Source organism: Pseudomonadota bacterium (assembly GCA_038533575.1).
In the GTDB taxonomy this organism is placed as follows: domain Bacteria; phylum Pseudomonadota; class Alphaproteobacteria; order Rhodobacterales; family Rhodobacteraceae; genus Shimia_B.
This window is the reverse complement of the sequence record JBCAYL010000001.1, coordinates 1,502,927-1,525,431: the sequence shown is the minus strand read 5'-3', so window position 1 is coordinate 1,525,431 and position 22,505 is coordinate 1,502,927. Positions and strand designations below refer to the sequence as shown.

The window sequence follows — 22,505 nt, the reverse complement described above, 5'->3', positions numbered from 1 at the left end:
CGCGGCTGCCGGGCCTTTTGCGTCCACGGCTTCATGGGGTATGACGCTGGCAACAATGCAGGGAGACCTCCATGACGCCGATGAAGACCACCAAGCTCGCCACCAGCACGATCGCCATCGCCACGGTGCAGGCCACCATCCTTGCCCCGGCGCTTCCGGCGTTCGCGGCCGAGACGGTGCAAGCGCCGCTCGCGGGAGAGGCCATCGCTGGGCAGGAGGGGCGGTTCCTGATGCCGGTGGCGCAGGATGACGGTAGCGATCTCTACGAGGTCACCGGCTATCTGCATCTGGTGAAGGTGTCTGCCGAGATCAGCGAATTCATCCTCGTCTCCGACATGGGCGTGTGCCCGTGGTGCGGCGGCGCGGATCACGGCACGGCGCTCGAGGTGCAGCTTGCCGACCCTGCCGCCCGCCTCGAGCACGGGCAGCGCATCACCGTCCGCGGGCAGCTCGAGGACATTCGCGGCCTCGACGCGCATATGACCACCCGCATGGTGTCTGCCACCATTCTCTGACCTCACCCGCTGACCTCACCCGCTGACCGCACTCTCTGACCCCGGCGCCGCGCAAAAACGACGCGGCGTGTCGCGGCGGGCCTTGGCGCGGCGCGGGCGATGGGGTTTCCTCCCAGCGAGGACGGGGAGGACAATGCGCTTTTCAGCTTGGGAGATCCTGAAACAGGGCGTCACCGGCAATCGCGGCTGGACGCCCCATTGGCGCAGCCCCGAGCCGAAGGCGGCCTATGACGTCGTCATCGTGGGCGGCGGGGGGCACGGCCTCTCCACAGCGTTCTACCTCGCCAAGGAATTCGGCATCACCAACGTCGCGGTGCTCGAGAAGGGCTATATCGGCGGCGGCAATGTCGGGCGCAACACGACGATCGTGCGCGCCAATTACATGCTGCCGGGAAATTCGGAGTTCTACTCGCATTCCCTCAAGCTCTGGGAGCGGCTGGAAGAGGACACGAACTTCAACGCGATGCATTCCCAGCGGGGCATCATCAACCTCTTCCACTCCGACGGGCAGCGCGACGGCTTCGTGCGCCGAGGCAACCAGATGCTCTCGCAGGGCGACGACGCGGTGCTCCTCGACCGCGAGGGCGTGCGCGCCAAGCTGCCCTACCTCGATTTCGAGCAGACCCGTTTTCCCATCTACGGAGGCCTCTATCACGCAAGGGGCGGCACGGCCCGGCACGACGCCGTGGCCTGGGGCTATGCCCGCGGGGCCGACATGCGCGGCGTCGACATCATCCAGAATTGCGAAGTGACGGGCATCGACGTCGAAGGCGGGGTCGTGACGGGCGTGCAGACGACCCGCGGGGCGATCAAGGCCAAGCAGGTGGCGCTCATCACCGCGGGCCGTTCCAGCCAGACGGCGGCCATGGCGGGCATGCGGCTGCCGATCGAGAGCCACATCCTGCAGGCCTTCGTCTCCGAGGGCCTCAAGCCCTGCATCGACCACGTCATCACCTACGGGATGGGGCACTTCTATATCAGCCAGTCCGACAAGGGCGGGCTCGTCTTCGGCGGCGATCTCGATTTCTACGCCAGCTATGCCTCTCGCGGGAACCTGCCCATGGCCGAGCATGTGCTGGAAGCGGGCATGACGCTGATGCCCATGATCGGGAAGGCCAAGGTGCTGAGGAGCTGGGGCGGGATCATGGACATGACGCCGGACGGCTCGCCCGTGATCGACAAGACGCCGACCGAGGGCCTCATCCTTAATTGCGGCTGGTGCTACGGCGGCTTCAAGGCGGTGCCGGGCTCCGGCTTTTCGACGGCGCATCTCTTGGCGACGGGCAACCACCACGCCCCGGCGGCGGGCTTCCGGCTCGACCGCTTCCGCAGCGGGGTGGGCCTCATGGACGAGGAGGGGACCGGTGCCCAGCACAACCTCCACTGACGGTGTCACGAATTCTTGCAAAAATTCGTGGCGCGTGCGGCGCGCGGTGACGCCATGAGGATCGACTGTCCGATCTGCGGAGAGCGGGACCTGCGGGAGTTCACCTATCGCGGCCACGCCTCTCTCCTCCACCGACCGGATCCCGACGCGGGCGCGGAGGCGTGGGATGACTATCTCCACAACCGCGAGAACCTCGCCGGCGTGGTCGAAGAGCTCTGGCAGCACACGGCGGGCTGCGGTGCCTGGCTGATCGTGGAGCGCGACACGCGCACCCACGAGATACGGGGCGTGAGACTCGCCCGGGAGGTCGCCCATGCGCGTTGAAGGCAAGGGCCGCATCGACCGGAGCGCGCCGCTCGATTTCCACTTCGACGGCGTGAAGTATGCCGGGTTTCGGGGGGACACGCTCGCCTCCGCGCTCCTGGCCAATGGCGTGCGGCTCATGGGGCGGTCCTTCAAGTACCACCGCCCGCGCGGCGTGCTGACGGCGGGCTCGGAGGAGCCCAATGCCCTCGTGACGCTCGGCGACGGGGCAGGCCGCGAGCCCAATCTCCGTGCGCCCATGGTGGAGCTGTCGGAGGGCCTCGTCGCCCGGTCGCAGAACGCATGGCCGTCGCTCAAGTACGATCTTCTGAGCGTCAATGACGCGCTCGCGCCGTTCCTGAGTGCGGGCTTCTACTACAAGACTTTCATGTGGCCGCGCACCTTCTGGGAGGGGCTTTACGAGCCGTTCATCCGGCGCGCGGCGGGTCTCGGCGCGCTGAGCGGCGCGGCCAACGAGGGCCACTACCTCCGTGCCTTTGTCCATTGCGACATCCTCGTGATCGGCGGCGGGCCCGCCGGGCTCCGCGCGGCGCGGGCGTCGGCGGAGGCCGGGGCCGATGTCATCCTCGCCGATGAAAGCTGGGAGCTCGGGGGGCGGCTCCTCTCCGAGACGGAGACGATCGACGGCAAGCCCGCCGCGGACTGGATCCAGAGCGAGATCGCCGCGCTCGAAGACCTCGGGGTCAGGATCATGACCCGGACGACGGTCACGGGGGCCTATGACGGCGGCACCTTCGGCGCGCTGGAGCGTCGCCCGGATGGAGGCGTCGCAGAGTGCTTCTGGCGTATTTCCGCCCGCCGCGCGGTGCTCTGCGCTGGCGCGCTGGAGCGCTCCGTCGCTTTCGCGGACAATGATCGCCCCGGGGTCATGATGGCCTCGGCGGTGCGCAGCTATCTCAATCGCTTCGGCGTCTCACCCGGGCGGCGGGTCGCCGTTTTCTGCAACAATGACGGTGCCTACCGGACGGCCAAAGACCTCGCGGCGGCCGGTGTCACCGTCGCCGCTCTCATCGACAGCCGCGAGGGGGTGGCGCTCGACGTCGACGGTCTCCCCCACCACGGGGGCGCACGGGTCGTCGGCACGCGGGGCCGCCGCGGTCTCGAGCAGATCACCGTGGCCAAGGGCGGGCGCGTGTTCAGGATCGAGGCGGATTGCCTCGCTGTTTCCGGCGGCTGGAACCCGAGCGTGCACCTCACCTGCCACATGAACGGGCGCCCGACATGGCACGAGGGCATCTCGAGCTTCGTGCCCACCGAAGGCGCTGTCCCCGGGCTCACGGCGGCAGGCAGTGCGGCGGGCGTGATGGACACGTTCGGCTGTCTGAAATCGGGGGCTGAGGCGGGACTGGCCGCCGCCACCGAGCTCGGGCTGAAAGGGCCCAAGCTCAAGACCCCGAAGGCCGAGGCGGAGCCCTACAGGATCGAAGCGCTCTGGGAGGTGAAAGCGCCGCGGGGCGCCGCGCGCCGCGCCTGGCTCGATTTCCAGAACGACGTGACCACGAAGGATATCCGGCAGGCGGCGCAGGAGAACTACCAGAGCGTCGAGCACATGAAGCGGTACACGACGCAGGGCATGGCCACCGACCAGGGCAAGAATTCCAACGTGGCCGCCCTCGCGCTCCTCGCGGACGCCACGGGCCGCGGCATTCCCGAAACCGGGACGACGACCTTCCGCCCGCCCTACGTGCCGGTCACGATCGCGGCCATGGGCGCGGGCGCGCAAGGAAAGGGCTTCGCGCCCGAGCGGCTCACCACCTCTCACGCGGCCACCGTCGCGCGCGGCGCCCCCATGATCGAGGCGGGCCTCTGGTACCGCCCGTCGTATTTTCACGAAGCGGGCGAGACGCATTGGCGCGAAAGCTGCGACCGGGAAGTGCGCATGGTTCGCGAGCGCGTGGGCGTCTGCGACGTGTCCACGCTGGGCAAGATCGACATTCAGGGCAAGGATGCCGCCGCCTTCCTCGATTTCGTCTACACCAATACGTTCTCCACGCTCAAAGAGGGGCGCGTGCGCTACGGGCTCATGCTGCGCGAGGATGGGCACGTCATGGATGACGGTACCTGCGCGCGGCTCGGGCCCACGCATTACGTGATGACCACGACCACCGCCGCGGCCGGCCAGGTGATGCAGCATCTGGCCTTCGTGGCGCAGTGCCTGCGCCCCGAACTAGACGTGAGCTTCATCTCCGTGACCGAGCAATGGGCGCAGTTCGCCGTGGCCGGGCCACGATCCCGGGAGCTTCTGAACACGGTCCTCGACGCGCCCATCGACGATGAAGGCTGGCCTTTCATGTCCTGCGGGGCGGTCCATGTGGCCGGTGTCGCCGGGCGGCTCTTCCGCATCTCCTTTTCCGGCGAGCATGCCTACGAGGTGGCCGTTCCCGCGCGTTATGGCGACAGCCTCTTCCGGCTTCTCGTCGCGCAGGCGGAGGCGCTGGGCGGCGGGGCCTACGGGATGGAGGCCTTGAACGTCCTGCGCATCGAGAAGGGGCATATCACGCATGCCGAGATCCACGGGCGCACCACGGCCTTCGACATCGGCATGGCGCGCATGGTCTCGGCCAAGAAGGATTGCGTCGGAAAGACCATGGCCGCGCGGCCCGGGCTGGTGGACGATGCGCGCCAGCAGCTTGTCGGGCTGAAGCCCGTCGAGCCGGGTGCCGAGCTGAGCGCGGGCGCCCATCTCTTCAATGAGGGCGCGGCACCGGTGGCCGACAATCATCAGGGCTACGTCACCTCGGTCGCGTATTCGCCGAGCCTCGGGCACCAGATCGCGCTGGGCTTTCTCGCGGGCGGGCAGGACAGGGTCGGGGAGGTCATCCGCTTCTGGGATGGTCTCCGCGGTCTCGACGCGGCGGTGGAGGTTGTCTCGCCGTGCTTCATCGACCCAGAGGGAGGACGCCTCCGTGGTTAGGCTCATCGCGCGCATGGCCGGGGAGGGTCTCTTTCCCGTGGAGGGGCCCGGCGTGAAAGCCGCAGAAGTCATGGAGATGCCGAAGTCCTCGCTCGCGCGGCGCGAGGGGCTCGACGCGGCCCTGCGAGAGGCGCACGGGCTTGCGCTGCCCGCGCCCGGTGAGGTGACCCGCAGCGGGGCTGCGTTTTGTGCGTGGTTCGATCTCGACCACGTCCTGCTCGTGGGGGCGGAGCCCACGCCCGCCCTAGAGGCGGTCACCTCCTTGACGGATCAATCGGATGCGTGGTGCCACGTCGCGCTGAGCGGGCCCCGGGCCGTCGAGGCGCTCGCCTACCTGACGCCGATCGATCTGCGCGAGTTCGCGTTCGGGCCGGGGCGCTGCGCGCGTTCGCTCGTCGGGCACATGCCCGCACACATTATCCGGACCGAGCTCGAGCACTTCGACGTGCTCGTTTTCCGGTCGATGGCGGGCACGTTGGCCCGCGAGCTCCGCGAGGTCTTCGAGGGATTGCCCCCGTCGCATTGAACCCGCGGTTCTCTGCGGTAAGTTCAAAGCATGAGCCTGCCTCCCGGATTCCTGGACGAATTGCGCGCCCGCACCTCGCTGGGTTCGGTCGTCGGGCGCAAGGTCATCTGGGATCAGCGAAAATCCAACCAGGGCAAGGGCGACCTCTGGAGCCCGTGCCCGTTCCACCAGGAAAAGACGGCCTCTTTCCACGTCGACGACCGCAAGGGCTATTACTACTGCTTCGGGTGCCACGCGAAGGGGGATGCGATCTCCTTCGTGCGCGAGACAGAGAATGTCGGCTTCATGGAAGCGGTGGAAATCCTCGCGGGCGAAGCGGGGATGCAAATGCCCGCGCGCGATCCCAAAGCGCAGGAAAAGGCCGACGAACGCACCGAGCTCGCGGGCGTGATGGAGGAGGCGGTGAAGTATTTCCGCCTTCAACTCAGCCGCGGCGCCGGGGCCGCAGCGCGCGATTACCTCGCCGGGCGTGGTCTCGCGGGGCAGGCGCTCGAGCGGTGGGAGATCGGCTTTGCGCCCGAGGGGTGGCAGAACCTGCGCGATCACCTGAAGGGCAAGGGCACCCCCGACGATAAGCTTCTGGCCTGCGGATTGGTGAAGGCCTCTGACAAGGGCCGCGATCCCTACGACACTTTCCGCAATCGGATCATGTTCCCGATCCGTGACCCGCGCGGGCGCGCCATCGCGTTCGGCGGACGGGCCATGGATCCGGGCGACAATGCGAAATATCTGAACTCACCGGAGACGCTCCTTTTCGACAAGGGGCGCACGCTCTTCAACCACGGCCCCGCGCGGGAGGCGGCGGGCAAGGGGCACCCGCTCCTCGTGGCCGAGGGCTACATGGATGTCATCGCGCTGGCCGAGGCGGGCTTCCCCGCCACCGTGGCCCCGCTCGGCACAGCCGTGACCGAGAACCAGTTGCAGCTTCTCTGGCGCATGGCGGACGAGCCCGTCATCGCGCTCGATGGCGACACGGCGGGCCTGCGCGCGGCGATCCGGGTGATCGATCTGGCGCTGCCCCTGCTCGAGGCACCGAAATCGCTGCGCTTCGCGCTCATGCCCGAGGGGCAGGATCCGGACGACCTGCTGAAATCGGCGGGCGCAGAGGCCATGACGGAGCGCCTCGAGGCTGCGATGCCTCTCGTGCAGCTTCTTTGGCGGCGGGAGACGGACGGCAAGATCTTCGACAGCCCGGAACGCAAGGCCGCGCTCGACAAGTCTCTGCGCGACGCCCTGAAACAGATCAAGGACCCGTCACTCCGCGGCCATTACGGCGAGGAGGTGAAGCGCCTCAGGATGGAGCTCTTCGGCTACGGGCAGGCCACGGGGTCGCGGCAGGCCTTCGTCCCTGGCCGTCGCCGCCCGGCCCAGCCCCAGAGCAGCACGAAACGCTCGGCGCTGGCCGCGGGCCTGAGCCAGGATGAACTGCGTGAGGCCGCGATCCTCGCCACGCTCATCGCCACGCCCGCCGCGCTTCCGGATTTCTATGCCGAGCTCGAGGACATGCCCTGCGAAGGGAGCCATGCCGAGCTTCAGGCGCTGCTCCTGTCGCTCCCCGAGGAGGCGCAACAGCGCGACGAGATCGCGCAGCGCGCCGGGCGCGAGGCCATTGAAAAGCTCTTTCGCCTGCCCCACATCGCGATCAACCCCGCTGTGCGCGCAGCCGGGGACCTGGAGCTTGCGCGCCTCTGCCTCGCGGAGGAATTCGCCAAGCTGAGCGCCCAACGGGGCCACGCGCGCGAAGTGGCGGAAGCCATCGAAGATCTGGAGGGCCCTGCCGACGAGGGGCTGACCTGGCGCTTGGGCCAGGCGGCGGAAGCCGTGAACCGCGCCGGGCGACAGGATGACGACGATGTTGCCGAATACGACACGGCACCGAACGGTGCCAAATTGAACCGAGACGAACGCAGTAAGTTCACGGATTTGCTGGAAAATCTGAACTACACCAAGGGCGGGCCAAGGGGCTCGTAGTTTGGTGAAGAATCATAGAGAGAATCACGGTAAACACGTGCTCGAATCACCACTGGAACTGATTCGCGCAAGCTAGCCGCTGATTCGTGGAGGGACGCCCGACATGGCCGCCAAAGATACGAACGACGACCGAAAGCCAGACGACGACGCCAACGAGCCGCTCGTGGACATGAGCCAGGCCGCGGTCAAGAAGATGATCGCGGAAGCGCGCGAAAAGGGCTTCATCACCTACGACCAGCTCAATCAGGTGCTGCCGCCCGACCAAGTGAATTCCGAACAGATCGAAGACGTCATGTCGATGCTCTCGGAGATGGGCATCAACATCATCGAGGACGAAGAGGCCGAGGAGGAGGAGCAGAAGGGCTCCACCGAGGTCGCCACGACAGCGCAGAACCGAGAGGTCGCGCTGGGCGGGGCGGAGGCCGAAAAGCTCGACCGCACCGATGACCCCGTGCGCATGTACCTGCGCGAGATGGGCAGCGTAGAATTGCTGAGCCGCGAGGGCGAGATCGCCATCGCCAAGCGCATCGAGGCCGGCCGCAACACGATGATCGCGGGGCTCTGCGAGAGCCCGCTCACCTTCCAGGCCATCACGATCTGGCGCGACGAACTTCTCGGCGAAGACATTCTTCTGCGCGACGTCATCGACCTCGAGACGACCTTTGGCCGTCAGATGGGCGACGATGTCGACGAGCCCGTGGTGCCCGCGCCGGGGGCCGAGGCGGCCGCGCCGAAGAAAGAAGCAGGGCCCGAGCTCGACGCAGACGGAAATCCCATCGCCAACGATGATGACGACGACGAGGATGACGTCGCGAACATGTCGCTCGCGGCCATGGAAGCCGCGCTCAAGCCCCGCGTGCTCGAGACCCTCGACCTGATCGCGCGGGACTACGCCAAGCTCTCGGACATGCAGGACGTGCGGATCTCCGCGACGCTCAACGAGGACGGCTCCTTCTCCGACAAGGATGAGAAGAAGTACCAGAAGCTGCGCGCCGAGATCGTGGAGCTCGTCAACGAGCTGCACCTCCACAACAACCGGATCGAAGCGCTCATCGACCAGCTCTACGGCATCAACCGCCGCGTGATGACGATTGACAGCGCGATGGTGAAGCTCGCCGATCAGGCGCGCATCAACCGCCGCGAGTTCATCGAGGCCTATCGCGGCCGCGAACTCGACCCGACCTGGCTCGACGAGATGTCGGGCCGCACGGGGCGCGGCTGGCAGATGTTCATGGATCGCTCGCGCGAGAAGGCCGAAGAGCTGCGTGCCGACATGGCCCAGGTGGGCACCTATGTGGGCCTCGATATCAGCGAATTCCGCCGCATCGTTCAGCAGGTCCAGAAGGGTGAAAAGGAAGCCCGGCAGGCCAAGAAGGAGATGGTGGAGGCGAACCTGCGCCTCGTCATCTCCATCGCGAAAAAGTACACGAACCGCGGCCTGCAATTCCTTGATCTCATTCAGGAAGGCAATATCGGCCTCATGAAGGCGGTCGACAAGTTCGAGTACCGCCGCGGCTACAAGTTCTCCACTTACGCCACGTGGTGGATCCGCCAGGCGATCACTCGCTCCATCGCCGACCAGGCGCGCACGATCCGCATCCCGGTGCACATGATCGAGACGATCAACAAGCTCGTCCGCACGGGCCGCCAGATGCTCCACGAGATCGGCCGCGAGCCGACGCCGGAAGAGCTGGCCGAGAAGCTGCAGATGCCGCTCGAGAAGGTGCGCAAGGTGATGAAGATCGCCAAGGAGCCCATCAGCCTCGAGACGCCCATTGGCGACGAGGAAGACAGCCAGCTCGGCGATTTCATCGAGGACAAGAACGCTGTCCTGCCACTGGACTCTGCAATCCAGGAGAACCTGAAGGAGACGACAACGCGTGTCCTCTCCTCGCTCACCCCGCGTGAAGAACGCGTTCTCCGCATGCGCTTCGGCATCGGGATGAACACGGACCACACGCTCGAAGAGGTGGGTCAGCAGTTCAGCGTGACCCGCGAGCGTATTCGTCAGATCGAGGCGAAGGCGCTCCGCAAGCTCAAGCACCCGAGCCGCAGCCGCAAACTCCGCTCCTTCCTCGACCAGTGAGCCACGCGCCCCGGGCCTGACCCGGGGCCTCTGACCGAAGCGAGGTGCCCATGTCGTTTCTCAACAAACTCTTCGGTGGCGGCGAGGCTTCAGCGCCGAAGACCGCGGGTGAAGAGCACAATGGCTTCACGATCTATCCGCAGCCGGTGAAATCCGCGGGCGGGTTCCGCGTCGGCGCGCGGATCGAGAAGGACGGGCAGGTCCACGAGATGGTGCGCGCCGACGTCGTCGCCACGGAGGAGGAGGCCAGGACGACCTCGCTCCTGAAGGCCAAGATGCTGGTGGATCAGCAGGGCGACACGATCTTTTAGGTCCGGTTGGCCTGGTTCGGGTCGGTGGTCGTCCCCGGGATGCCGCCGTTTGCCTTGGCCTTCTTCTCGGCTTCGGGATCGCGGTCGGTTTTTTGATCGATCCCGGTCAGATCGGCCTGGTTGGGATCCTGCGTGGTGCCGGGCTTGCCGGTTTCGCCGGGATTGAGCTTGTCGGTCATGGTCTCTCCTCTCAGTGCTGACAAAATCCTTGGGAAGGATTTTGCAAAATCCTTCCCAAGGATTTTTGCGCTCAGTTGGTGGGCATCATAAAAATTTCCTGAACGTTGGCGCGCGGGTCGGCCTCGAGCGCATGCAGGACGGCGTATGCGACGTCTTCCGCCTGAAGCTTGTCGGGCTTCGGGCTCGAGAAGAAAGGCGTGTCGACCATGCCGGGCGCCACCACCGTACAGCGGCCGCCCCAGTCGCGCATCTCCTCCGCGAGATTGCCGCCGAAGCCGTGCACGAACCATTTCGACGCGCCGTAGATGGAGCCCTTGATGTGCCGGCGTCCGGCGGCGGAGCCTGTCAGCACCATGTGCCCCTTCGTCTCCTTCAGGTGCGGCAGCGCGGCCTTGGCCGTGTAGAGCAGCCCCATGATGTTGATCTGCACGAGCTTCTCCCATTCCGTGGGATCGCCCGCCTCGGTGCCCGGCGTATCGAGCCCTGTGCCGGCATTCGCAAAGGCCGCGTGGAGCGGGCCGAAGGCGCCGACGAGCTTGTCGATCGCATCCTTTTGCGCCTCGAGGGAGGTGGCGTCGCCCGGCAGCGCGAGGGCGGCGTCACCGAGGTCGGCCTGGAGGTCCGTCAGCTTCTCCTCTGACCGCGCCATGAGGCCCACCTTCCACCCGGCGGCGACGCAGGCGCGGGCGGTCGCCGCGCCGATGCCGCTCGATGCGCCGGTGATGAATATCGATCTTGTCATGGAAAGCCTCCGTCGGTCGTTGGTGGGCTAACGCGCCGCGCTCGGAAAGGGTCCCCCGTCGAGGACGGCGATCGCCGCGTCTGGCCCGGTGGCATCACGCTTCGCGCACAATGGAACACCTCAATGTGCATCGGTGTTAATTGCCGGGGTGCCGCCTGCCGCCCATTTATGAAGCATCGTTATAACAGAGGTGTCCCATGAAAGCGCTGCTCCCGACCCTAGCCGCCGCTCTCCTCGTCCCTACGCTCGCGCTCGCGACGAAGGCTCCCATCGAGGAGTTTGAAGAGCGTGTCGCGTTCACGCCCGCCCAAACCGAGCTCGCAGCCGCGCCGGCCTTGCCCTTTGCGACGCCCACCGAGGCGGATGTCTGTGCGATTTCCCTTCAGCCCTTGCCGGACGTCATCGCCCTCCACCTGGGCGACGAGAGCGAGGCGATGCTCGCCTTCTGCTTCACCCAGTGACACGGACTTGCCGACGCACATCCTCACGATCGAGACGCGCGGGGCAGGGCTGATCGACATCACGCGCGATGTCGTCCGCGCCGCGGACCTCTCGGGTGACGGGCTTCTGACCCTCTTCGTGCGTCATACCTCGTGCTCCCTGCTCATACAGGAAAACGCCGATCCGGATGTGCGCAGGGATCTCGACGCGTTCTTCGAGCGCTTCGTGCCCCCGGCGGACGATCCTTCCATGGCATATCTCAGGCACACGCTGGAGGGCCCTGACGATATGCCCGCGCACATCAAGGCCGCTGTTCTTCCCGTCTCGCTGGCCGTGCCCGTGCGGGCGGGCCACCTGATGCTGGGCACGTGGCAAGGCCTCTATCTCTGGGAGCATCGCAGCAGGCCGCACCGTCGCGAGATCGCCCTCCATTGGCAGCCGGATCGCTAAACCACCACATCAAGTGGCTGCATTTGCCTACTACCCAAAGCTTTGACCGTGTCCTATAGTACCTGTGGATAAGGGGGGCTAACCCCCAAGAGGCAGAGAGTGAGGGACGAATGCGCTGCCCATTTTGCGGAAACGTGGACACCCAGGTGAAGGATAGCCGCCCGGCGGAAGATCACGCCGCCATCCGACGCCGCCGGTTCTGTCCGGCCTGCGGGGGGCGCTTCACGACCTACGAGAGGGTCCAGCTGCGCGATCTCACCGTCATCAAGACGAATGGCCGTCGAGAGGATTTCGACCGCGACAAGCTTGAGCGGTCGATCCGGATTGCCCTGCAGAAGCGGCCCATCGAGCCCGAGCGCATCGACCAGATGATCTCCGGCCTCGTGCGCCGCCTGGAAAGCCTCGGGGAGACGGATATCCCGTCGAACACGATCGGCGAGATCGTCATGGAGGCGCTGCACCGGATCGATGCGGTGGCCTATGTGCGCTTCGCCAGCGTCTACAAGAATTTCCAGGCCGCGGATGACTTCGAGGAGTTCATCGAAGAGCTGCGCCCGTCCCCCATCAAGGAAGAGTGAGCGACGCGCGGTTCATGTCGCTGGCCCTTGCGCTCGGCGCGCGAGGGCAGGGGCGGACATGGCCGAACCCGGCGGTGGGCTGTGTCATCGTCCGAGAGGGCCGCGTGATCGGGCGGGGCTGGACGCAGGATGGTGGGCGCCCCCATGCGGAAGTCGTGGCGCTCGGCCAAGCCGGCGATGCGCGGGGGGCCACGGTCTACGTCACTTTGGAACCCTGTGCCCATCATGGGAAGACCCCGCCCTGTGCAGAGGCGCTCGTGGATGCGGGCGTCTCGCGGGTCGTCATTGCGGCGGGAGATCCTGACCCCCGCGTCGCGGGGCGGGGGAGCGAAATGCTCCGCGCGGCCGGGATCGAAGTGACCGAGGGCGTGCTTGAGGCCGAGGCCAGACGGGACCTCGCGGGCTTCCTGTCGCGGATCGAGCAAGGGCGGCCGCTCTTCACCTTGAAACTGGCCAGTTCCTTCGACGGCCGGATCGCCACGGCCACGGGAGAGAGCCAATGGATCACGGGGCCCGAAGCGCGCCGCGCCGTCCACGGGGCCCGGTCGCGCCATGATGCCGTCCTGATCGGCGCTGGAACAGCCCGCGCGGATGACCCATCGCTCACGGTCCGCGGGCTCGGGGCCTCGATGCAGCCTGTGCGGATCGTCGCCTCGCGGCGGCTCGATCTGCCCCTCGACAGCACCCTGGCGCGAACGGCCAGGGAGGTGCCGCTCTGGATCTGCCACGGGCCCGACGCGGACCGTGAACTCATCGCCGCCTGGACCGGGCTCGGCGCGCGGACGCTGCTTGTGCCCTTGGCCGGTCGGCAGGTCGACGTCTCCGCCATGGCGCAAGTTCTGGGAGAGGCGGGGCTGACGCGGGTCTTCTGCGAGGGCGGTGGAGCGCTGGCGGCGTCGCTCCTCGATGCCGGTCTCGTGGACCGGCTCGTGGGATACACCGCCGGCATGGCGCTGGGGGCCGAGGGGCAGCCCTCGGTCGGAGCGCTGGGGCTCGATCGTCTGGGCGAAGCGCGGCGGTTCAGCCTGGAGAGCACACGCCGCATCGGCGCGGATATCGAGCACGTCTGGGTGCGCTCAGCGCCATAGATGCGCGTAGGAGGCCAGCGCGCCCTGCGCCTTGGCCAGAAGCCTGAGCGGCAAGCCGGCGCGGGGGATCGCGCCCGCCGCGAGCCGCGCCACCGCCACTTCCACGGGGCAGGGGAGGCCGGTCCGCGGATCGAAGTATCGCGGGTATTCGATCAGGGCGGCGTGGACGAGGCCGTCGAGGGTCACTTCTCCCTGGCGGCGCGCAGGGACGGGGCCGAGATCCCGGGTCAGGCCCCATCCCGCGTAGAATGGCGTGCCGAGGCAGGTCACCGGCTTATGCCTGAGGAGCGCCTCGAACCCGAGGAGGGATGTCATCGTCCAGACCGCGTCACAGGCGTCGATGAGCGCGACGGGATCGGCCCCGCTTGCGACCACGTCGGCCAGCCCCTCGGCATCGACCGCGCCGGGGCGCAGCCCTGCCTCCACGTCGGGGTGGGGCTTGTAGACGATGACCGCCTCGGAATGGGCATCGCGCACAGTTTGGAGAAGCCCGGCATTGGTGGCGATGTCCCCGGCGCCCAGGCGAATGGATGCGTCGTCCTCGACTTGCCCCGGCACGAGGATGCGATGGCCTTCGGGGAGTGTGGCCTGCGCCCCGCCGAGATTGTACTTACTCAAGCCCGCGGCGACGAGGCTCTCGCGCAGCGCGCGGGCCCGGACGAGGCAGCCCTTCGGCACGTCGGCAGAGCCTGAGATGAGACGTTCGAGCCTGCTCTCCCGGCTGGGATCGTAGTAGATCCCGAGGTCATCGAGAACGAGAGAGAGCGGCGGCACGAGTTCCGCGCCAAGCCCGCGGGAGCGCAGGAACCCGTCTTCGCAGCGCACGGCCCCTGCCGCGCCCTTTGAGGCCCAGGCCATGTGCGGGCGGCCGGTGGCCGTCGCCTTCGCGGGATCGTCCTCGAAGATGGGCGCGCGATGGGCGCCATAGAACCGGGCGAGCGTGCGCCGCTTCCACAGACGCATGCCGGACATGACCCAGCCCTCGTTGTCCTCCCGCCAGGCGCGGGCCTGGGCCTCGAGGGCGCTGACTACGTCCTCGATCTCGCAAAGCGCATCGCGATAGGGATCGTACCAGGTGGGATAGAGCACCATGGCCCCCGCGAAGAGCTGCGCGCGGGTCAACGTCCGCTCGCGCCGTGGCACGGGATGCTCGTCCTGCGTGAGGCCCCAGCCGCTGTAGAAGGGCTGACCGAAGACACGGGGCTTCAGCCCCGCGAAGATAGCCTCGAACCCCAAGCCGGAGCTGACGGTGTAGACCGCCCGCGCGCCTTCAAAGAGCCGCCACGGCGAGACGGGCGCGTCGTAGTGCGTGATGAGATTTGTTTCGTCCGCAGGGCCGAAATGCCCGGACCGGTGCCCCGCCGCCGTCTCCGGGTGGGTCTTAAGGAGGATGCGCGCCCCGGGATGCTCCGTCTGCGCGAAGACGAGCATCTCCTGAAAGGCCTCGCGCCCGGCGCCCAAGAGGGAGGCATCGCCCATGGTCTGGTCGATGACCACGACATAGCCGGGAGCCGGGGGCTCGAGCTCTGGGTGCGTGGCGTTGTACTTGGAGAGATGCGCGCGCTTGATCCGATCGAGCGCGTTGCGCCCGCGGTCGAGGAGGGCGGTGTCGTCCAGCGGATGCGTGGCGAGGAGCATCTCGAGGTCCGACGGCTCGGACGCGTCGAAATGCACGCCCGTGCGGTCGAGGAGGAGGCCGAGCGGCGGCTCACCATCGCGCCCGGGCTTCACGGATCGCAGGAAGGCGTCTTCCACCCGCAGGATCGGTGCGTCGTGCCGTGCGGCCATCGCCTCACCGCGATGTGCCGTGGGAGACCGGCCCCAGACGCCCACGCGCGCGCCGCCCCTTGGGCGGCCCAGCTTTAGGTCATAGCCTGCGAGGGAGAGGATGCGGCGCAACCGCCGCTGAAAGAGAAAGCCGCCATTATAGACGTAGAGCGGCTCTCTCTCCGCTGGCATGGGGGCGCTTAGTTGCCGGCCAGCGAGCTGATCGCGTTGGCGGAGCCGAGCGAGCCCGTCAGTGCCGAAATGGTTTTGTTCCACGTCACGAAAGGGGCCTCCGTGACATAGACGGTATCCCCGTCGCGGATGGCGAAGTCCCGCGCCTGGAACATCCCGTTGGGTTTCGTGAGGTCGAGCACATAGGCCATGCGCTGCGTGCCCACGAGATCCGCCCGACCCACGACCGCGGCTGCGATCTCCTGCGGCTCGTTTCGAAGAACGAAGACACCCGTGGGGTCAGCGATGGAGGAATTGAGCCCGCCCACACTCGCGATGGCCTCCAGCGCGCTGATGGTCTGACTGTCGAAGGGCACGCGGGTCTGGCCGCCGGTGGCGCCGAGTGCCGTGAACGTGCGGCTGTCGGCTTCCACGAGGATGCGATCCCCGCCGCGGAGCGCGATGTCGCTTTCCGGATTTTCGTAAAGATCGTTGAACCATACGGTGCCGCGATGGCTGCCGCGGATGATCGTGATCTGCGCGATCTCGGGCTCGACGGTCACGCCGCCGGCGCGCGCCAGCATGGAAGAGAGGCGCCGCGTGGGGCGCTCGATGGCGAAGACGCCTTGCCCTCCCACGGCCCCGACGACGGAGACGGTCGCACCGTCACCGGCCACGCGACGCACCTGTACCTGCGGATCGGGTGTTTGTTCATCGAGACGGCTCGCGATTAGGCGCCGGATCGCCTCGGGCGTGTTGCCGGCGGCGCGAAGCCGTCCTGCATAGGGGACGAAGATGAAGCCCGCACCGTCCACCTGAACCTCTTCGAGCACGGTGGCATTCTGACCCGCGGAGGCCAGGAGGCCATCCTCCACGTTTTCCCAGATCGTGAGGCCCAGAACATCGCCCGGCCGGATCGTATCGGAGCCGAGGTCCGTCGCGTTCAGGAAGTCCTCGGTAAAGCCCAGGGCTGGGGTGACGGCCGTCGCCCGCGTGACGCGGTCATTGACGACGACGACGAATGCATCGCCCTGCCGCTGCACCGAGCCTTCGAAGATCTCTGCCTTGGTGGGGCCCGAGCGGGGCAAGCCGCAGGACGCGACGAGGGCCACGGCGCAGCATGCGATCGTGGCACGCACCCATGCGTTGGGGCGCTTTGATGTGAGAGAAGTCACTGCTTCGACTCCCTTTTTTGAAATGCTGCCTCAGCTTTTTTTCGTAAGCTACAGGAATCCCGCAAAAAAGGAAGCTCGATGGTGCGCGGCTAGTCCTGCACGAGGCGCAACTGTTGCCTTGGCGCGGCACTCCCGTTCAGGAAGGCGTCGTAGGGATCTTCGCTCGCGAGCATCATGTCGACGACCTGCCGCATGAGCTCGCGCCGGCCACGGGCTGAATAGAAGCCGCCCGGCATTTGCGAGGTTTCGAGCAGGAAGCGGCGGTAATCCTTGTAGGCGCGGTTGTCCGGGCGCTCCGGGGCCGCGAAGAATTCGGCGAGGGGCTGGCTGCTCACGAATTCGGGTTTTGCGTAGACGGCGTCGCCGAAGACCTTGAGCGGGATGCCGCGCCAGAGGACCTGCTGCGCCGCCGTCGAGTTCACGGTCACCGCCGTGCGCGCATGGTTCAGAAGCCGCGCGAGCTTGCCGCCAGGCACGTAGTGCACGCGGCCGGCCACGCCGTGCGCCCGTGCCATCCGCCGCAGGAGCCGCCGCATGGGGAGCCGCCCGCTCTCCATGGGATGCGCCTTGAAGACGATGTGATGATGGCGCGGCGCGCCTTCCGCAAAGCCCTTGATCGCGACCTCGAGAAACTCCGTCATCGTCTGAAAGGGGGAATGCATCACGAAGGAGCTGTCATGCTCCAACTGCATGAGCACGAGGTGGAACGGATGCCCGCCATGGGTGATCCGTAGCGTCGAAAGCCCGCGATCCATGCGCGAGAAGGGCTGCAGGACCACGCGACGCAGGTAGATCATGAATTCCCTCGCCACCGGGAGGGACCGGTGGGTGCGGATGTTTCGATACTGCCCGTTCCGGGTCAGGACGAAGAAATGGTAGAGAAAGCCGTAGAAGACGTGCTGGAGCATGTCGCCCCAGTGGGTCGGCGCTTCGGGCACGTCGAGATCGGACCGCTCCAGCGCGGACTGCATGTCGGCCACGCTCATGCCCATGAGCCTCGAATGCCCGTTCGAGCCGCCGCGCTCGTAGGTGACCCAGTAGGGGCGCATGTAGCCTTCTTCGAAGACATGGATTGTGAGCCCGAGCGCCTTGGCGCGTGCGACGGCCGTGGCATGGAGCGGGCGGGTGTCGCCGTAGAGCACCACATCGGTGATGCCCTTTTGCCGGGTGAGCTCCTCGAAATGGTCGGGCCAGTCCTCGAGCGCGCCGGTATAGGGCAGGTAGCTTGACGGCGAGAACCAGAATGCCCGGTCTCCCGCGTTGAAACCCACGCGCCAGACCTCGCCCCCGGCTTTCACGAGCATCTTGCCCAGCCGGTGGAAGAACGGCCCATGGGGGCCCTGTAGAAAGAGGAATCTGCGCGTCTTTGTGCCCACGAACTCTCTCACGTCACTTGCCTGCCCAGTGTTTTGCCCGTTCTTTATGTCACTCTTGGGGCGTCCGGAAAGAATTTGCTGCATCTGCTGCACAAGGACGCTGCGTTGCCGCTCCCTTGCCGGGCTCCCCCCGGCGGGTTACCTGCTTTCCCGAAAGGAGCCCCCATGTTTACTGGCATCATCACCGATATCGGACGCATCAAGAGCGTCGAGCAGCGTGGCGACATGCGCGCGCGCATCGAGACGACGTACGACATGGAGAGCGTGGACATGGGCGCCTCCATCGCGTGCGACGGGTGCTGCCTCACGGTCGTGGACAAGGGGCAGGGCTGGTTCGACGTGGATGTGAGCGCGGAGAGCCTCTCGAAAACCAATCTCGGTGGCAACAAGCCCTGGGCCGAGGGGCGCCGGGTCAATCTCGAGCGCGCGCTCAAGGTGGGCGATGAGCTCGGCGGGCACATCGTCTCGGGCCATGTGGACGGCATCGCGCGCATCGCCGCGATCCGCGACGAGGGCGACAGCACGCGCGTCACCTTCGAGGCGCCGGAAGGGCTGGCGAAATTCATCGCGCCGAAAGGCTCCATCGCGCTCAACGGCACATCGCTCACCGTCAACGAGGTGAATGGCGCGACCTTCGGGGTCAACATGATCCCGCACACGAAGGACGTCACCACTTGGGGCGACATGGAGGAGGGCGATCAGGTCAACCTCGAGATCGACACGCTCGCCCGCTACGTCGCGCGCCTGGCCGAAGTCTCATGAGCGAGGCACCCCGCAGCATCGGGCACAATCACGGCCCCGCGATGGATCGCGGTGTCCGGCTGCGGTCTTACCAGTGGAAGAAAGCGCGGGAGGCCCTTTTGCCGACGCTGCCGCTCGTCGTGCTGAAGATGAGGGTGAGGCGCGCCAAGGAGCTCGGGCTCGATTATTCGACCTATGCTGGCGTGCGCGCCTCCACGGGGCGCGACGTGATCGGGTTTCTCTTCTCGTCGAACGCATTGGACCTGAAGCCCGCCGCGGTGCGTGTGCCCGATGCGACGGCGATGAAGCTCGACGAGATCCGCGCAGCGGGCAAGCTCGCCATGGTGCATCCACCCCTCGATCCGAAGGCTGTCGCGCAGGCCAATCCGGCGCTCGATGACGTGGCCACCGCGCCGCTTTTCACCGACACCTTCCCCGTGACCCGCGACAAGCTGCGCCGCGTCATCGCGGCCAAACGCTTGCCCGCGGACGGCGTTCTCGTCATAGGCTCCACGACGCTCGAGCGGAACTGGTGCGCCACCATGCGCGCCGCGGGCTACCTGAGTGCCGAGCGCTACTTTGGAGATGCGAGATGAGCACCGAAAGCACCCTCTACGAGACCCCGGGCCCGGTGGAGGAAGCCTGGGGCGACGCGATCTCGTCGATCGAGGAGATCATCGACGACGCGCGCAACGGCAAGATGTTCATCCTCGTGGATCACGAGGACCGGGAGAACGAGGGCGACCTCGTCATCCCCGCGCAGATGGCCACGCCCGACGCGATCAATTTCATGGCCACCCATGGCCGCGGGCTGATCTGCCTCTCGCTGCCGGGCGAGCGGATCGACGCGCTGGGCCTGCCGCTCATGGCCTCTCAGAACTCCTCGCGCCACGAGACAGCCTTCACGGTGTCCATCGAGGCCCGCGAGGGGGTGACGACGGGGATCAGCGCGGCGGACCGTGCTCGCACGGTCTCTGTGGCCATCGATGCGGCCAAGGGTGCAACCGACATCGCAACGCCCGGCCATGTCTTTCCCCTGCGTGCGCGCGACGGAGGCGTGCTCGTCCGGGCCGGTCATACGGAGGCCGCTGTTGATATCTCACGCCTTGCGGGGCTGAACCCGGCGGGCGTCATTTGCGAGATCATGAAGGAAGACGGGGAGATGGCGCGGCTGCCGGACCTCATCGCCTTCGCTCAGCTCCATGGGCTGAAGATCGGGACGATCTCTGATCTCATCGCCTACCGCCGCCGTCACGACAACCTCGTGAAGGTGCGCACGCAGGAGATCATCCAATCCGAGTTCGGCGGTGAGTGGCGGCTCAAGATCTACACCGACGAGACACAGGGCGCCGAGCACATCGCGCTCATCAAGGGCGATATCGACGATGGCACGCCGGTGCTCGTGCGGATGCACTCGCTCGATCCCATGCTCGATCTGATCGGGACCGGCCCCAAGGGCCGCGCGGCGGAGTTCTCGGACGCGATGAAGATGATCGCCGATGAAGGCCGCGGCGTCGTCGTGCTCCTGCGGGACGTGCATATGAAGCTCGTGGCGGGGGAGGAGGTCTCTCCCCAGACGCTGCGCCAATACGGGCTCGGCGCGCAGATCCTGTCGTCCCTCGGCATCCATGACATCATACTGGCCACGAATTCGCCCACGCCGAAGATCGTGGGGCTCGAGGCCTACGGGCTCTCCATCGTGGGCACGCGCAAGATCTCGGAGCTGGGCTAATGGCGGGACATTCCGATAACGACATGGGTCTGCCGTCCTTCGATGACCCTGTGAAGGGTCTCATCGCCATCGCGCCCTACTACACCAAGATCGCCGAGCAGCAGGTGGCCGCGGTGACGTCGATCTTCGAAGAGGTGGGGGCAACGCTCGAGACGGTGGAGGTGCCGGGATCGCTCGAACTGCCTGCGGCAATTGCGATGGCGCACCGCATGTCGAGCTTCGATTGCTACGTGGCGCTCGGTTGCGTGATCCGGGGCCGCACCTCGCATTATGACGTCGTGGTCGAGCAATCCTCGAACGGCCTGATGCTCCTCGGGCTCCAGGGCCTCTGCATCGGCAACGGCATCATCACGGTGGAGAATACGGAGCAGGCGGAGGAGCGCGCGGACGCAAATCGCCTCAACACCGCCGGCGCTGCCGCAGAAGCGGCCTTGCACCTCCTCGCACTCCAGCGCAAATGGGGCGGCCCGAAGGGCGGTATCGGATTCAAGGCCTCGGACGCCACGCGCATCGCATGACCCTCTCCAACAACCAGAAACGCAAGATGAAGAGCGCGGCCCGGCTCTATGCCGTGCAGGCGCTCTTTCAGATGGAGGCCTCGGGCCAGTCAGCCGATGCCGTGGAGCGGGAATTCGAGGATCATCGCTTCGGCGCGGTCTATGACGAGGGCGAGATGCAGGAGGGCGATGTCGATCTCTTCCGCGCCCTCGTGGACCGCGCGGTCAACGAGCAGGCCAAGATCGACCAGCTGACGCATCGCGCGCTGGTGGCGAAATGGCCCATCGCGCGCATCGATCCCACGCTGCGCGCTCTCTTCCGCGCGGCGGGCTCTGAGATGCTGGAGGGCGGGACGCCCCCCAAGGTCGTCATCGTGGAGTTCATGGAGATCGCGTCGGCCTTTTCGCCCGAGGGGAAAGAGGCGCGCTTCGTCAACGCCGTCCTTGATCACATGGCCCGGGAGGTCCGGCCCGAGGCGTTTGCGTGACCGGTCTCGACTGGGTCCATGGCGATCCGGCCGAGCTTCGCGCCGCTTACTCTGCTGAACGTGCCGTCCTCGATGCCTCCGCGCCGCCGGAGGTGGATATCGCGGAGGACACCCGTCCGGGGCTGGGCGGGCTCCGCTTCACGCCGCCGGAGCCCAAGGGCGCCCCGATCCTCTACTTCCATGGCGGCAGCTGGATGCTCGGTGGTCCGGAGACGCATCGCGCGCTGTGCGCCTGGCTCGCGAAGCTCAGCGGGCGTCGCTTGCTATCTGTCCGCTACCCACTTGCGCCGGAACATCGCTACCCCGCGCAGAGAGACGCGGCGCGCGCCGCGCTCGCGGCCGCTTTGGACGCGGAGGCGGGCGGCGTCTTCGTGGCAGGGGATAGCGCGGGGGGTGCCATGGCGCTCTGGGCCGCAGAGGACGACTGCGTGCACGTGCGGGGCGTGGTCGCATTCTATCCCGCCTTCGGTGTGACGGCCTCCCCCTCCATCGAGCGGTTCGGACCCGGCCACGACGCGCTCCATGCGGAGGCGATCGCCGCGATGTATGAAAGGCTCGGTGTCGCCCCGGAGCAGGTGCAGGCGGATGTGCCGACGTCCGGCGCGCCCGTCCTCGTGATCGCGGCCTCCCACGATCCGCTCTTCGATGACAGCACCGCCGTCTTCGACCGCCTTGAGGACCGCGAGGTGACGCTCTGGGTGGCAGAGGGGGAGGAGCACGCGTTCCTGCACCATGGCGGCTCAAGCCCTAACGTCCGGGATTGGCTCACGCGCACGGGTGCCTGGATGGATGAACGAGAGGGTGCGGCACGCTCTTGAGAAGCGGGTGCGTTTCGCCGGGAAGCCGGCTGTGAATTGGGCGCGGCGCGCCGCGCGTCAGCCAAGGTCTAATTGGTAGAAATGCCTGCGGCCGTAAACGCCGCGCTGGGCAGTGTAAAAGTGGCGGGCCCGCATCGCAGCCGTGCGGCGCGCAAAATTCCCGAGGACCTGTAAATACAGGTGGGCGCCAGGTAACATAGCCAGGGCTATGACAGAGCCAGCTCCCT

Annotated in this window: 23 protein-coding genes; 18 read left to right on the top strand and 5 right to left on the bottom strand. The window is 66.9% G+C overall.

Features of this window, described 5'->3' with window-relative positions; genetic code table 11:
* Nucleotides 1–71 precede the first annotated feature (71 nt).
* From AAFM92_07750 to AAFM92_07715, 8 genes are all read left to right on the top strand, one after another.
* A complete protein-coding gene (locus AAFM92_07750) occupies nucleotides 72–515 on the top strand; it encodes a hypothetical protein (protein MEL7300262.1) in 444 nt (147 codons plus the stop codon).
* Between the two features lie 133 nt (nucleotides 516–648).
* Nucleotides 649–1,902, top strand: coding sequence for a sarcosine oxidase subunit beta family protein (locus AAFM92_07745; GenBank protein ID MEL7300261.1), 1,254 nt, complete (start codon nucleotides 649–651; stop codon nucleotides 1,900–1,902).
* A 54-nt stretch (nucleotides 1,903–1,956) separates the two neighbouring features.
* Nucleotides 1,957–2,226, top strand: coding sequence for a sarcosine oxidase subunit delta (locus AAFM92_07740; protein MEL7300260.1), 270 nt, complete (start codon nucleotides 1,957–1,959; stop codon nucleotides 2,224–2,226).
* Nucleotides 2,216–5,140, top strand: a complete 2,925-nt coding sequence (locus AAFM92_07735; protein MEL7300259.1) for a sarcosine oxidase subunit alpha family protein — start codon at nucleotides 2,216–2,218, stop codon at nucleotides 5,138–5,140. Before AAFM92_07740 ends, AAFM92_07735 begins: the two co-directional genes overlap by 11 nt.
* Entirely contained in the window at nucleotides 5,133–5,666 is a 534-nt protein-coding gene (locus tag AAFM92_07730) for a sarcosine oxidase subunit gamma (protein MEL7300258.1), read from the top strand. The genes AAFM92_07735 and AAFM92_07730 overlap by 8 nt, the downstream gene beginning before the upstream one ends.
* A gap of 30 nt (nucleotides 5,667–5,696) precedes the next feature.
* On the top strand, nucleotides 5,697–7,637 hold the full coding sequence (dnaG, locus tag AAFM92_07725) for a DNA primase (protein MEL7300257.1): 1,941 nt from the start codon (nucleotides 5,697–5,699) through the stop codon (nucleotides 7,635–7,637).
* Nucleotides 7,638–7,740: 103 nt separating this feature from the next.
* Nucleotides 7,741–9,723 carry an RNA polymerase sigma factor RpoD gene (gene rpoD, locus AAFM92_07720; protein MEL7300256.1) on the top strand — a complete coding sequence of 661 codons (1,983 nt, stop codon included), beginning with the start codon at nucleotides 7,741–7,743 and terminating at the stop codon, nucleotides 9,721–9,723.
* 50 nt (nucleotides 9,724–9,773) lie between these two features.
* Nucleotides 9,774–10,034, top strand: a complete 261-nt coding sequence (locus AAFM92_07715) for an HlyU family transcriptional regulator (protein ID MEL7300255.1) — start codon at nucleotides 9,774–9,776, stop codon at nucleotides 10,032–10,034.
* Here AAFM92_07715 and AAFM92_07710 read toward each other — a convergent pair.
* Nucleotides 10,031–10,213 carry a hypothetical protein gene (locus AAFM92_07710; GenBank protein MEL7300254.1) on the bottom strand — a complete coding sequence of 61 codons (183 nt, stop codon included), beginning with the start codon at nucleotides 10,211–10,213 and terminating at the stop codon, nucleotides 10,031–10,033. The genes AAFM92_07715 and AAFM92_07710 overlap by 4 nt on opposite strands.
* 71 nt (nucleotides 10,214–10,284) lie before the next feature.
* Nucleotides 10,285–10,956 carry an SDR family oxidoreductase gene (locus AAFM92_07705; protein ID MEL7300253.1) on the bottom strand — a complete coding sequence of 224 codons (672 nt, stop codon included), beginning with the start codon at nucleotides 10,954–10,956 and terminating at the stop codon, nucleotides 10,285–10,287.
* 197 nt (nucleotides 10,957–11,153) lie between these two features.
* On the opposite strand from AAFM92_07705, the gene AAFM92_07700 reads away from it, so the two are divergent.
* From AAFM92_07700 to ribD, 4 genes are all read left to right on the top strand, one after another.
* Nucleotides 11,154–11,417 (top strand): hypothetical protein, encoded by a 264-nt coding sequence (locus tag AAFM92_07700; protein MEL7300252.1) that lies wholly within the window; start codon nucleotides 11,154–11,156, stop codon nucleotides 11,415–11,417.
* 7 nt (nucleotides 11,418–11,424) lie between these two features.
* Nucleotides 11,425–11,847 (top strand): secondary thiamine-phosphate synthase enzyme YjbQ, encoded by a 423-nt coding sequence (locus AAFM92_07695; protein MEL7300251.1) that lies wholly within the window; start codon nucleotides 11,425–11,427, stop codon nucleotides 11,845–11,847.
* 110 nt (nucleotides 11,848–11,957) lie between these two features.
* Nucleotides 11,958–12,425 (top strand): transcriptional regulator NrdR, encoded by a 468-nt coding sequence (nrdR, locus tag AAFM92_07690; GenBank protein ID MEL7300250.1) that lies wholly within the window; start codon nucleotides 11,958–11,960, stop codon nucleotides 12,423–12,425.
* A 14-nt stretch (nucleotides 12,426–12,439) separates the two neighbouring features.
* Nucleotides 12,440–13,513: a bifunctional diaminohydroxyphosphoribosylaminopyrimidine deaminase/5-amino-6-(5-phosphoribosylamino)uracil reductase RibD gene (ribD, locus tag AAFM92_07685; protein MEL7300249.1), complete on the top strand. Its 1,074-nt coding sequence runs from the start codon at nucleotides 12,440–12,442 to the stop codon at nucleotides 13,511–13,513.
* Here the strand turns inward: ribD and AAFM92_07680 are convergent.
* The 3 genes from AAFM92_07680 to AAFM92_07670 all read right to left on the bottom strand — a co-directional run bounded on the left by AAFM92_07680 (nucleotide 13,502) and on the right by AAFM92_07670 (nucleotide 18,014).
* Complete coding sequence (locus AAFM92_07680) at nucleotides 13,502–15,472, bottom strand: capsular polysaccharide biosynthesis protein (protein ID MEL7300248.1); 1,971 nt, start codon at nucleotides 15,470–15,472, stop codon at nucleotides 13,502–13,504. The two genes, ribD and AAFM92_07680, sit on opposite strands and share 12 nt — an antisense overlap.
* Before the next feature lie 8 nt (nucleotides 15,473–15,480).
* Entirely contained in the window at nucleotides 15,481–16,563 is a 1,083-nt protein-coding gene (locus tag AAFM92_07675) for a polysaccharide biosynthesis/export family protein (protein ID MEL7300247.1), read from the bottom strand.
* Between the two features lie 152 nt (nucleotides 16,564–16,715).
* A complete protein-coding gene (locus AAFM92_07670) occupies nucleotides 16,716–18,014 on the bottom strand; it encodes a capsule biosynthesis protein CapA (GenBank protein MEL7300246.1) in 1,299 nt (432 codons plus the stop codon).
* 153 nt (nucleotides 18,015–18,167) lie between these two features.
* On the opposite strand from AAFM92_07670, the gene AAFM92_07665 reads away from it, so the two are divergent.
* The 6 genes from AAFM92_07665 to AAFM92_07640 are packed head-to-tail and all read left to right on the top strand — an operon-like array spanning nucleotide 18,168 to nucleotide 22,278.
* Nucleotides 18,168–18,764, top strand: a complete 597-nt coding sequence (locus AAFM92_07665; protein MEL7300245.1) for a riboflavin synthase — start codon at nucleotides 18,168–18,170, stop codon at nucleotides 18,762–18,764.
* A complete protein-coding gene (locus AAFM92_07660; GenBank protein MEL7300244.1) occupies nucleotides 18,761–19,339 on the top strand; it encodes a hypothetical protein in 579 nt (192 codons plus the stop codon). The genes AAFM92_07665 and AAFM92_07660 overlap by 4 nt, the downstream gene beginning before the upstream one ends.
* A complete protein-coding gene (gene ribB / locus AAFM92_07655; protein MEL7300243.1) occupies nucleotides 19,336–20,475 on the top strand; it encodes a 3,4-dihydroxy-2-butanone-4-phosphate synthase in 1,140 nt (379 codons plus the stop codon). Before AAFM92_07660 ends, ribB begins: the two co-directional genes overlap by 4 nt.
* Nucleotides 20,475–20,993: a 6,7-dimethyl-8-ribityllumazine synthase gene (locus AAFM92_07650; GenBank protein MEL7300242.1), complete on the top strand. Its 519-nt coding sequence runs from the start codon at nucleotides 20,475–20,477 to the stop codon at nucleotides 20,991–20,993. Before ribB ends, AAFM92_07650 begins: the two co-directional genes overlap by 1 nt.
* Nucleotides 20,990–21,460: a transcription antitermination factor NusB gene (gene nusB, locus AAFM92_07645; protein MEL7300241.1), complete on the top strand. Its 471-nt coding sequence runs from the start codon at nucleotides 20,990–20,992 to the stop codon at nucleotides 21,458–21,460. The genes AAFM92_07650 and nusB overlap by 4 nt, the downstream gene beginning before the upstream one ends.
* Complete coding sequence (locus tag AAFM92_07640; protein ID MEL7300240.1) at nucleotides 21,457–22,278, top strand: alpha/beta hydrolase fold domain-containing protein; 822 nt, start codon at nucleotides 21,457–21,459, stop codon at nucleotides 22,276–22,278. The genes nusB and AAFM92_07640 overlap by 4 nt, the downstream gene beginning before the upstream one ends.
* Nucleotides 22,279–22,505: the final 227 nt, after the last annotated feature.